At 38.2% G+C, this 12482-nt stretch carries 7 protein-coding genes; 5 read left to right on the top strand and 2 right to left on the bottom strand.

Translation table 11 applies throughout. The features are described 5' to 3' along the window. Together ACOVO2_RS12840 and ACOVO2_RS12835 are read right to left on the bottom strand one after the other, a co-directional pair. Positions 1 to 443, bottom strand: a 443-nt coding sequence (locus ACOVO2_RS12840; protein WP_421770364.1) for a DUF1501 domain-containing protein, incomplete at its 3' end; no start/stop codon positions are given. Beyond that, positions 440 to 3193 (bottom strand): DUF1553 domain-containing protein, encoded by a 2754-nt coding sequence (locus ACOVO2_RS12835; protein WP_421770363.1) that lies wholly within the window; start codon positions 3191 to 3193, stop codon positions 440 to 442. The genes ACOVO2_RS12840 and ACOVO2_RS12835, both read right to left, overlap by 4 nt. Before the next feature lie 154 nt (positions 3194 to 3347). Between ACOVO2_RS12835 and ACOVO2_RS12830 the strand changes: the two genes are divergently transcribed. The 5 genes from ACOVO2_RS12830 to ACOVO2_RS12810 form a co-directional block, all read left to right on the top strand. After that, positions 3348 to 4664, top strand: coding sequence for a Gfo/Idh/MocA family protein (locus tag ACOVO2_RS12830; protein ID WP_421770362.1), 1317 nt, complete (start codon positions 3348 to 3350; stop codon positions 4662 to 4664). Positions 4665 to 4743: 79 nt separating this feature from the next. Beyond that, on the top strand, positions 4744 to 6285 hold the full coding sequence (locus ACOVO2_RS12825) for a S10 family peptidase (protein WP_421770361.1): 1542 nt from the start codon (positions 4744 to 4746) through the stop codon (positions 6283 to 6285). A gap of 186 nt (positions 6286 to 6471) precedes the next feature. After that, positions 6472 to 9708, top strand: coding sequence for a SusC/RagA family TonB-linked outer membrane protein (locus ACOVO2_RS12820; protein WP_421770360.1), 3237 nt, complete (start codon positions 6472 to 6474; stop codon positions 9706 to 9708). Between the two features lie 19 nt (positions 9709 to 9727). After that, complete coding sequence (locus ACOVO2_RS12815; RefSeq protein WP_421770359.1) at positions 9728 to 11434, top strand: RagB/SusD family nutrient uptake outer membrane protein; 1707 nt, start codon at positions 9728 to 9730, stop codon at positions 11432 to 11434. Positions 11435 to 11553: 119 nt separating this feature from the next. Further along, positions 11554 to 12482: c-type cytochrome domain-containing protein (locus tag ACOVO2_RS12810; protein WP_421770358.1), on the top strand; the 929-nt coding region annotated here is incomplete at its 3' end.

The raw sequence follows: 12482 nt of genomic DNA, 5'->3' as shown, positions 1-12482 counted from the left end.
TCATCGGCGAGTTCTGGTAAATGTTTAAAATAGTCTGAAAACCAAGCACCTGATTGGCCGTGCTGTTGAAATGTGGCTTGCGGACCCAGCATTTTGGGAGTTCCCTTAATAAACGCAAAACGTTTGCCTTCCAAAAGTGATGGCGGACAAAGTTGTCCATCAAGTTTTGCCAATTCGGGTTTATAGTCAAAAAGTTCGAGTTGCGATGGAGCTCCCTCCATGTGCAGAAATATGATATGTTTGGCTTTGGCAGGAAAATGCGGAGGTTTTACGGCAAAAGGATTTTCTTCAACCGTTTTTTGTTCAGATTGAAAGCAGCCACCTAGAATCGACGAAAGTGCAATTCCGCCCAAACCCGAAGTGCATTGTTTCAGAAAATGGCGACGAGTGTTGAAAGTGGCTTGCTCAAAAAAAGCTTCTTCAAAAATAGTTTTTCTGTTCATTTTGTAAGGAATTCGTCTAAATTCAACATCGTATTTGCCGTAAGTGTGAGTGCCAAAAGTTCGGCTTTTGTACTTTTTTTCTTTCTGAAATCAATCAGTGCATCGTTGTAAAGGTTTTCGAGTAAAGCTGTTTTTGATTGACTTGGTTGTTTCTGAAAGATATGCGTATAACCTGCCCGAATTTTATCTTTAATGGTTTTTGCATGTGAAAGTTGCATTTTTAAAGCAATATTCTGAGCCGCTGCGTAATAAACAGTATCATTGAGCGTAGTGAGTGCCTGCAATGGTGTATTGGTGCGAACCCTTCTCGAAACACATACATTTCGTTGTGGACTATCAAAAGTAATCATTGAAGGATATGGATTTGTTCGCCTCCAATATGTGTAAATAGCCCTACGAAACTGATTGCCACTTTTTTCTCTTCGCCAAGCTCCATCGGTTGGGTTTGGCGGGCGAACACTCGGTCCAAACATTGTTGGATTTAGTAAACCACTGATTGCTAAGGCTTGGTCACGAATTTGTTCGGACGAAAGTCTCACTCGTGGGCCACGAGCCAAGAGTAAATTTCGTGGGTCTTTTACCTCCAATTGCTTAGAAATCAATGAAGATTGCTGATAAGTGGCCGACATGACGATTTTTTTGAGCAAACTTTTTACTTTCCAATTATCATCATTTACAAATTTCACAGCCAGCCAATCGAGAAGTTCGGGGTGTGTTGGTTTTGAACCCATACTACCAAAATCTTCTAACGATTCTAAGAGGCCAGTTCCAAATAATTGTTCCCAAAACCGATTGACAATTACTCTTGATGTAAGTGGGTTTTGCTTGTTGACTAACCACTCTGCCAAACCGAGTCGATTTTTAGGGTAGTTTTTCATGTTTGGCAAAATTGCTGGCACATCGGGCTGTACTTCGCTTCCTTTCATCATCCAATTTCCTCTAATGAAAACATGGGTTTTGCGAGCTTTATTTTGTGGACGTTCGACCATAATTGGCGTTGCGATTGCATCAATCGTGGCTAATTTTTCAACCGAATCCTGTACAGTTTTTGGCAAAGTTCTGATTGGTATTTTGCTCGATTGTAGTTCCATCCAATCGAGGTGCATCAAATCTGTCCAGAAGTTTTTTCCTTTTCTAAAGACCAAATAAACATCATGTATACCTTTTGTTGGTTTTACTTTACCCGAAGAAGTGGTATATTGATTCCACCTCGACCAACCCACATTTACCTCTTTTTCACTGCATTTTGTTTCAACTTTGCTTATTAATTCTCCCTCAGAGCTTCCGAGTCGCATTTCAATGAAGGCATTTTCTGCTCCACTTTGGTAGCGATATTTTACTGTTTCAATATTAGTCAAATCAATGTCTTCATAAACTGTATATGCACCTTCGGTAGTTTGCATGATTTCTTTCTGATTATTCCAAAGTTCAATATGCCTACTCGTACTATCGAAAGATTCTGCCTCGATTCGATAAAAGCCCAGTTTTCTCAGATAATCATTGGTTTTTTCTGCTAACAATGCTTTTCCTGAATGTTTGATGTTTGAAAGATTTGCAGGAAGTTTTGAATTTATCCAGTTTGTAAGTCGAATCACATCTTGTTCTTTGTCTTTAGCATAAGTCTTGAAATGCGGCTTTTCGTTGTATAAGTCTCGGTCTTGTGTATTATTGAAAAAGGCCGCCAGTTTATAAAAGTCTTCGTGGCGAAATGGGTCGTAAGGGTGGCTATGACATTGCACACAGGCCATTGTTGTTCCTTGCCAAACTTCCATGGTGGTAGAAACTCGGTCGATGATAGCCATATTTCTAAATTCTTCGTCGTTGGTGCCCCCTTCATCATTGGCCATTGTGTTTCGGTGAAAAGCAGTAGCAATGTAGCGGTTTTCGAGCGATTCAATGCCTTCATTTGGAGTACTTGGAAGTAAATCTCCTGCCAGTTGATGAATCGTAAATTGGTCGAATGGCATATCTGCGTTGAATGCTTTAATTACCCAATCTCGGTATTTCCAAATACTGCGGTCGAGGTCTTTTTCATAACCTTTAGAGTCGGCATACCGAGCTAAATCAAGCCACATTGAAGCCCAACGCTCGCCAAATGCAGGTGATTTTAGCAGTCTATCAACTTGTTTTTCGTAAGCATTTGGTGATTTATCATTCACAAAATCTTTTGTTTCTTGAAGTGTAGGTGGAAGCCCGATCAAATCTAAACTTAACCGGCGTAGTAGTGTAGGACGGTCGGCTTCTTTCGATGGAGAAAGTCCTTCTTGCTTGAGTTTTTCAAATACAAAATTATCAATTTCATTTTTTGCCCAATCATTACCTACATTCGGAATATTGACTGATTGTTGAGGTGGAGAATACGCCCAATGATTTTCCCATTTTGCCCCTTGATTTATCCACTTTTCAATTTTCTGAATTTCTTTATCAGTCAGTGGGTCTTTATCTTTTGGCATTCGTTCATCAGGGTCGTGCGATTTTATTCGCTTCATCACTTCCGAATTATCGGCATCGTAAGGAATAATCGCATACTTTCCAGATTTGGCTTTTGCATATGCTTCTTCAGGAAACAGCAAACTAAAGTTCCCATTTTTCTTTACTCCACCGTGACAAACGATACATTTTTTATTGAAAATCGGACGAATCTCTTCATTGTAACTGATATGTTCAGTATCCCAATTTTTGTAAGTGAAATATAAGATTGCGATTGGCAACGCAATGATAAATACCCATTTCAAATACTGTAGATTCATACGATTATAAAAATGTATTATTCCAATGATAAATTGCACTAATATAATGATAAATTTGAGAAGTATTTTAAAATTTTTTAATAATTTTGGGGAATAAGATTTACTTGAAGTCGTCTTTGACGCTTATTCTATAACAACCCTAATCTAAATCAAAATGTCAACTGAAAACAACAATATTTCACGACGAGATTTCGTGACCAAAGCATCATTGGCTTTAGGCAGTTTTATGATTGTTCCCCGACATGTTTTGGGCGGAATCAATGGCTCTCGATATTTAGCTCCGAGCGATGTCATCTCATTAGGTTTTATAGGTACTGGAAAACAGGGCAGGGGATTGACATCTTCTTTTCTCAATACAAATGAGGTTAGAATCGCTGCCATTAGCGAGGTGTATCAAGCAAAAGCTCAATTGACACTCGACCGAATCAAGGCACATTATGAGAAAAATACTCAACTTGGTACGTATGCTGAAATACCTGTATATCAAGATTTTAGAGAATTGTTGGCCAAAAAAGATATTGATGCAGTGGTAATTGCTACACCCGACCACTGGCACGCAGCCATGGCGGTGCGAGCGGCCGAGGCAGGAAAAGATATTTACTGCGAAAAACCACTTTCGCTGACTGTGCGAGAAGGACGTGCAATGGTCAACGCCGCTCGGAAACACAAAAGAGTTTTTCAGACTGGTAGTATGCAGCGTTCTTGGCCAGAGTTTAGACAAACAGCTGAATTAATAAGAAATGGATACATCGGTGAAGTAAAAAGTATTAAAGTAAATGTTGGAGCACCGCCAATTGCTTATAATTTATCAGAGGAAAAATTACCCGAAGGACTTGATTGGGCAAAATGGCTTGGTCCGAACGAAGCAGTTGTTTTTAATTCCGAATTGGCTCCACCTACCTCAAAAGATGTGTTTCCGAATTGGCGTTTATACCGTGAGTTTGGTGGCGGAATGGTAACCGACTGGGGGGCTCACATGTTTGACATCGTGCAGTGGTCGCTCGGTATGGACGATAGTGGTCCGGTGGAGGTTTTAGCACCTGACGGAAAAGATATTAAGTTTCTGACTTTTAAATATGAAAACGGTATTACGATGACCCATGAAAAATGGGATTGGAACAATGCCATTCATTTTGTGGGAACTGAAGGTGAGATTAAAGTTCAACGGCGAAAAATTGAAACAACGCCTGCCTCTTTAAAAGATAAAGTCATTGGCGAAACTGAAAAACACGTTTATAAATCTGAAAATCACTACAAAGATTTCTTAGATGCAATGAGAAACCGCAGTAAACCGATATGTGATGTCGAAATTGGCCATCGGACAGCATCGGTTTGTAATATTGGAAATATTGCTTATCGCCTTAATCGTTCGTTGAAATGGAACCCTAAAAAAGAAATTTTTATCGATGATAAGGAAGCCAATGCTATGCTTGGACGAACAATGAATAAAGAATGGGGAATAAAAATCTAAAATTTTAAATATATTTGGAAGTTGCTTTACAGAATCGCAAAGTGACTTCCTTTTTTACTTCATTTAACAACCTCAACCAATGAAAATTAAATTTTTACCTTTAGTTTTTTTGAGTTTTTGTGCATTGGCACAGAATCAAGTTTCAAAAGCTCTATCTACTCCTGCGGCACCAGCTGCACCTAAAGAAGAAAAAACTTCTTCTCTGACAATTCCTTTCAATCCTGATTCGTATGTTACGACCGAACACATAACAACCATCAAAGGCCAGAAAGTGCCATTTCAGGCAATGACTGGCACAATGCCAGTTTGGGACGAAGATGGCAAAGCAATCGCTGGATTGTTTTATACGTATTACGAACGCTCAGACGTAAAAGACCGTGCAAGCCGCCCCTTGGTTATTTCATTTAACGGTGGCCCAGGTTCGGCTTCAGTTTGGATGCACATCGCGTATACGGGCCCGCATTTGCTGAATATCGATGATGAAGGATATCCGCTTCAACCTTATGGAATTAAAGAAAATCCGTATTCAATTTTAGATATTGCTGATATTGTTTTTGTAAATCCGGTGAATACGGGTTACTCACGCCCAACAAGCAAAGACGTACCAACTTCAAAGTTTTTTGGAGTAAATGCCGATATTAAATATTTGGCCGATTGGATAAATACATTCGTGACTCGTACTAATCGTTGGGCTTCACCGAAATATTTGATTGGTGAAAGTTACGGTACAACTCGTGTTTCGGGTTTGGCTTTGCAATTACAAAATAGCCAGTGGATGTATTTGAATGGAGTAATTTTGGTTTCGCCAACCACACTTGGAATCGAGCGTGGGGCAGTTTCGGGAGCAGCTCTAAAATTACCGTATTTTGCGGCTACTGCATGGTATCATAAAATGTTACCCGCCGATTTGCAAAAGAAAGACCTAACCGAAATGCTTCCAGAAGTTGAAAACTTCACGATTAATGAACTTTTACCAGCCATCAGCAAAGGTGGTTTCTTGGAAGATGCCAAGAGAAAAGAAATTGCAGCTAAAATGTCGAGGTATTCGGGTTTATCAGAAAAAGTAATTTTGCAACAAAACTTAGATATTCCACTTGAATTTTTCTGGAAAGAACTTTTGCGAGAAAAAGGTTTTACCGTTGGGCGTTTAGATTCAAGATACAAAGGGATTGACAGAAAAGAAGCAGGAGAAAAACCAGATTTCAATTCGGAGCTTACTTCGTGGCTACACTCATTTACACCTGCAATCAATATTTATCTAAGAAACGACTTAAACTATAAGACCGACCTTAAATATTATATGTTTGGGCCAGTGAATCCGTGGGATAGAACAGGTGATAACACCGCTGAAAATCTGCGACAAGCTATGGCACAGAATCCATATTTGCACGTAATGGTACAATCTGGTTATTATGATGGTGCTTGCGATTACTTCAATGCTAAATATAATATGTGGCAAATGGACCCGAGTGGTAAGTTAAAAGACCGTATGTCATGGAAAGGTTATAGAAGCGGTCATATGATGTATTTGCGTAGAGAAGATTTACAAACCTCAAATGAAGATATTAGAGAATTTATTAAAAAATCTCTTCCAAAACCAAACCAACCAGCGAAATATTGATTTTTTTGCTTATTTAGAAAATTTTAAAGTCATAGCTTAAGGTTATGACTTTTTTTTTGAATCTTTTTTGATAACATGTTTGTGTTTTTGAAATTTTTTAATATATTTTTGAACAAAATTTATATATTTCCTTAGTAATATTTTATATTTGATTTTAAACATTTTTAAACCTAATTATTCACTTTTATGAAACACACATACCCAATTCCTATTTTGGTTCGGGCATTGATGCTTTTACTTTTTTTTACAAGCTCAATGGTTTTCGCTCAAAAAAAAATTACCGGTAAAGTATTAGATGCTGAAACTGGTGTCGGATTGCCAGGGGCGACAATTCAGATTAAAGGCTCAAACAAAGGAACTTCTTCTGATGCTAACGGGGCTTTTTCATTAGATGTCTCTGCTGGTTCTACTCTTGTGATTTCTTCTATTGGATACGTTTCTGTAGAGGAATCGGTTGGAAACCGTTCTACGATTGATGTTAAACTTAATTCAGATGCAAAGGCATTAAGCGAGGTGGTTGTAACCGGATATGGCTCACAGTCTAAAAAAGACATCACTGGAGCCGTTGCCACTGTAAATATGAAAGATGTGCTTGCCGTACCCGCTACCAATCTTGCCCAGGCTATACAAGGGCGTGTAGCGGGTGTGAATGTAAGCAATGAAAACTCTCCGGGGGGTGGTGTCATGGTTCGTATTCGTGGTTTCGGTACAATTAATGATAACTCACCACTCTATGTAATCGATGGTACTCCCACCAAAGGAAATTTAAATACGCTCAATCTCAATGATATTGAGTCTATGCAAGTATTGAAAGATGCTTCGGCTGCTTCAATTTATGGTTCGCGTGCAGGAAACGGCGTTGTGATTATTACAACAAAAAAAGGTAAAGGAGGTAAACCCAAATTGACTTACGATATGTATTATGGAAGTCAAAGACCAATTAAATTTTTAGATTTATTGAATACCCAACAATATGCCGATTTACTATGGGAATCAAGGATAAATGCCGAGAATCCATCGCTTTTGGTGGATGGAAAAATCTCAGATCCAAGTAAAATTGTTTATCCGAATATTCCTCTTTTCGGCGGTAGAGTACCTAAGCCGATTATTCCTGAATATATCTTTCCTGTTGGTGCAGCCGCTGGAAGCGTTAATGAGGCAACCTACTCAGCAGTGCCTAAAAACTTAATCACGAAAGCAAATAAGGAAGGTACAGATTGGTTTGATGCCATTTTTAGTAATGCACCAATAGTAAATCATCAGATCGGGGTTTCCGGTGCATCAGATGTTGCCCGTTATGCCATGTCAGTCAATTATTTCGATCAAAAGGGTATCATGGATTACACCAATTATAAAAGAATTTCGGTGCGTGCAAATACTGACTATGTTGTAAACAAACGTATAAGAGTTGGAGAAAATATTCAGGTGGCTTATGGTCAAAGAGTTGGTCAACCAGGTGGAAATCAAAGTGAAACAAATCCAATTTCGTTTGCCTATCGTGTGCCACCAATCACACCTTTGTATGATATCAGAGGTAACTTCGCTGGTTCACCGACCGTATTAGATAATTCACCAAGTCCATTAGCCGCCTTAGTACGAAACAAAGATAATGCATCGCGTGAATTGAGAATTTTTGGAAATGCTTATGCTGAAGTTGATATTATCGAGGGTTTGACTGCTAAAACGCAATATGGTATTGATTATAATACATTTAACCTTCGTAATTATACCTTCAATAATATAGAAGCCCCAGAGCCAATTGGTACAAACTCATTAACAACGAGCAATAGTTATGATTATGCCTGGACTTGGTATAATACCTTGTCATACAACAAAACATTTGCGGATAAGCATAAAATTAATGTATTGATCGGAACGGAGGCTATTAAAAGCTACTACGAGGGTTTTACTGGGCAACGTGCTGGCTTTGCAGTTGATGATGTGAGTAATCGATATTTAAGTGCTGGTAGAGCTGGTATCAATAATACCGGTGATGGAACTGAATGGAGCTTGGCTTCCGAATTTGCTAAATTGAATTATTCATTTGGTGGTAAATACTTAGCTGATTTAACTGTAAGAAGAGACCGTTCGAGTCGTTTTGCCAAAGAATTTAGGTCGGCAGTATTCCCTTCGGCTAGTATTGGTTGGGTAATCAGTCAAGAATCATTCATGAAAAACCTTACTTGGTTATCATTTGCCAAACTCAGATTCGGAATCGGGCAAACGGGTAATCAAGAAATTGGAAATTATAATGCATTTTCAACGTTTGCAACTTCTCCAGAGTCTTCATTTTATGATTTAAACGGAGCCAAAACATCGTCATTGCCTGGTTATGAACTAGGACAATTTGGTAATGCAAATGCAAAATGGGAAACGACCACCTCAACCAACTTTGGTATAGATGCAAATTTTTTGAATAATAAATTAGAAGCTAATTTCGATATCTATAACCGTATCACAACTGATATGTTGTTTCCTGTAGAAGTACAGTTTACTCAAGGTGTGGCAATCAATCCTTTCCAAAATATCGGAGAAATGCAAAATAAAGGCTTTGAACTTGGTTTAAACTATACCGACAAAAAAGGCGATTTTACTTATTCAATTGGCGGAAATATATCAGCCTATAGAAATACAGTAATAAAAACGAACGGAGACCCGGCAACTCAATATTTCGGATTTGGTGGTGGTGTTAACCGTTTAGCCCCAATGAACGTAACTCAACAGGGCTTGCCTTTAGCTTCGTTTTTTGGATATAAAATAGAAGGAATTTTCCAAACTGATAAAGAAGGAGCAGAGCATCCGGTTCAGTTTGGCGGTGGGCAAATGAACAAAGCAGGTGCTTTTAAATTTGCTGATGTTAATGGCGACAAAATAATCAATGCCTCGGATAGAACAATTATTGGAAATCCTCACCCTGACTTTTCTTACGGTGTTAATTTATCTTTTGGCTACAAAGCATTTAGATTAGATGTTTTTGGACAGGGTGTACAAGGTAATGATTTGTTTAATTTCGTTAAGTACTGGACTGATTTTCCTACTTTTGGCGGAAACAGAAGTATTACAATGTACGAAAAATCGTGGAGACCCGGAATGACAGATGCAGTATTGCCAATTCCGAGATCAAATGATGTTATTAGTTCAAATCCATCAACTTATTACATCGAAAATGGCTCTTATTTCCGACTCAAAAATGTGCAGCTTAATTATACGCTTCCAAATGTGGTCTTGAAAAAATTAGGTATTAGTTCGGCGACTATTTACGTACAAGCTGTTAATTTAGCCACAATTACCAAGTATTCAGGCTTAGACCCAGAGGTAAATCTCCGTAACTTTAACTCAGGCTCTGACCGTCAAATCGGCGTTGATGAGGGCTCTTATCCAGCCTATCGTTCGATGAATATTGGTTTAAATTTAGGTTTCTAAAATTTTAAAAATTAGTTCAATGAAAAAGATAAAAATATTAATTTCCACATTAATTCTTGCAAGTATTATTTCTTGTAAGGATGAGTTTTTGAATGTGCAGCCTTTGGGGGTATTGAGCGAAGCCAACCTCTCAAATAAAGTTGGTGTCGATTTAGTACTTACGGGTGCGTATTCGCTCATGGATGGCGTGCAAACAAATGTAAACTCTGCATTTGGAGACTGGCAAGGTGCTGCTGATAACTGGGTATATGGCTCAGTTGCTTCTGATGATGCGTATAAGGGTTCAAACGCAGGTGATCAACCCGAAATTTCGGTAATTGAAGCTTATAATCACACTCCTGACTTAGTGCATTTCAGAGGGAAATGGCGTGCAGTTTATGATGGGGTTGCTCGTACCAACGATGTGATTTTACTTTCTGCTAAAGCTACAGATATGACTGATGCCGAAAAACAATTAGTTATTGCACAGGCTCGCACGTTACGTGGACATTTTCATTTTGAAGCACGTAAAATGTTTGGAAAAGTGCCTTATATTGATGATAAAACCTATAATCCGTCTGATGCCAATAGTACAAAAGTTTCAAATACTGATGAAATTTGGCCAAAGATTGAGGAAGATTTGAAGTTTGGTTATGCCAACCTTCCTTCAAGATGGGCTGGTGTACCTGGTAGGACTACAAAATGGGCTGCGGCTGCATTATTAGCAAAAGCAATGTTGTTTCAAGGAAAGTATAGCGAGGCGAAGCCTATCTTGGAAGATATTGTAAATAATGGTGGATTCAGATTAATGCCAAAATACGGTGAAAATTATAGAACAAGCACTAATAATAATGCTGAATCTATTTTTGAAGTCCAGTTTTCTGTAAATGACGGTGCTGCAATTTCAAATAACGGAAATCGTGGAGGTACCCTCAACTATCCTTACGGTGGTGGAGCCCTGACTACTTGTTGTGGCTTTTTCCAGCCATCACAGAGCCTTGCCAATGCTTTCAAAACAACTGCCGACGGTTTACCTATAACTGACCCTGCTACTGCCGATTTACCAATGGATAATTCACAAGCGTTTACTGGACCGATTGATCCAAGAATCGATCATACCTTAGGTCGCGATGGTGTGCCATATCTTGATTGGGGCATTCATAATCCATTATATATTCGTGATAGAGCATATGCTGGTGGATTTTCACCAAAAAAATCTTCACCACTAAGGTCAGAGAATGGTAGCCTGACTTGGTCGAATAACCCACGTCAGAATGCAAATAATTATCGAATGATAAAACTTTCACACGTTATTTTATGGCTCGCTGAATGTGAAGTTGAGGTGGGTTCTTTAGAAAGAGCCCGAACTTTAGTCAATCAAATAAGAAATCGTGCGGCAAATCCAGAGGGTTTTGTAACTATGCCAAACGGAACACCTGCCGGAAATTATGTGATAAAACCTTACACCAGTGCTTGGACAGATAAAACCGTAGCTCGTGAAGCAGTCAGAACCGAGATAAGACTCGAATTTGGCATGGAAGGACACCGATTCTTTGACTTAGTAAGGTGGGGAATTGCAGACCAGGTTTTGAATAGATATTTAGAAATAGAGTCAAATAAAAGAACCTATTTGAAAGGTTCTCGATTTATAAAAGGAAAACATGAATATTTTCCGATTCCCAATCAAGAAATCTTGAATAGTTCGAAAAATGGTCAACCTACATTAAAGCAAAATCAAGGGTATTAATTTTATTAGTTTCATATAAAAATTGCCAAGATACTTTTGTATTTTGGCAATTTTTATAATCTATTATTGCATAGATTTTTACATTTTTGATATTACCAGTTTTATTCAATCTTACTACTATGATAATTGTAACAATTGCAGAATGGATGTCATTTATTGGTCGATTTCACCCTTTGGTTGTACATCTTCCGATTGGTTTTTTAGTGTTGATTTTACTGCTTGAAGTACTCAATAGATTGAATAAAATCCAATTATCCACAGATGTTATTTCTTTTTCCATTTTGGTTACAGCAATCAGTGCCACAGTAGCGAGTCTATTTGGTTATTTTTTATCGCTCGAAGGAGGGTACAACGAAGAAATTTTGGAAGAACACCAATTTCAGGGAATCGGACTTGCAATTGTAAGTTGGATTTTATGGATTATTCATTCAGGATGGTTACAGACAAAAATACCTCAGGTAAAAGTCTTATACCTCCCTTTATTGATTTTTTCATTCATTTTAATGTTGGTCGCTGGCCATCATGGAGGAAATCTAACCCACGGAGAATCATATTTAACCGAGAATACTCCCCAACCATTTAGAAGTTGGATTGAATTACCCGATAAAGATTCGAGAAAAGATGATTTAATAACCGAGAAAAAATCCATAAACTTAAATGAGGCATTAGTATTTCAGGATATTGTAAAGCCAATAATTAAGCAAAAATGTGAGCAATGCCATAACTCCAATAAGATGAAAGGAGATTTACGAATGGATGATATTGCTTTATTTCAAAAGGGAGGTAAACATGGAATTATTCTCAAACCAAATGATGTGAGTGGAAGTGAACTAATTAAAAGAATACTATTGCCAGAATCAGATGAAGAACATATGCCTCCGAAAGGAAAGAATCAAATTACTGAGCATGAGTTGGAAATTTTGAAATGGTGGATTGAGCAAGGTGCCGCTTTCGATAAAAAAATCACACAACTAACAATGACCGATAAAATAAAACGCATTTTGGGTGTAAGCAATTCTTCCGCCTCTATTTCGCAGAATAAGTTTGA

Source organism: Emticicia sp. (genome assembly GCF_049241225.1).
Taxonomy (GTDB): domain Bacteria; phylum Bacteroidota; class Bacteroidia; order Cytophagales; family Spirosomataceae; genus Emticicia.
This window is presented reverse-complemented; position numbering and strand designations above follow the sequence as displayed.

Coding starts and splice junctions, on each gene's coding strand:
- ACOVO2_RS12815 (WP_421770359.1), top strand. CDS start 9,728: ATGAAAAAGATAAAAATATTAATTTCCACATTAATTCTTGCAAGTATT.
- ACOVO2_RS12820 (WP_421770360.1), top strand. CDS start 6,472: ATGAAACACACATACCCAATTCCTATTTTGGTTCGGGCATTGATGCTT.
- ACOVO2_RS12830 (WP_421770362.1), top strand. CDS start 3,348: ATGTCAACTGAAAACAACAATATTTCACGACGAGATTTCGTGACCAAA.
- ACOVO2_RS12835 (WP_421770363.1), bottom strand. CDS start 3,193: ATGAATCTACAGTATTTGAAATGGGTATTTATCATTGCGTTGCCAATC.
- ACOVO2_RS12825 (WP_421770361.1), top strand. CDS start 4,744: ATGAAAATTAAATTTTTACCTTTAGTTTTTTTGAGTTTTTGTGCATTG.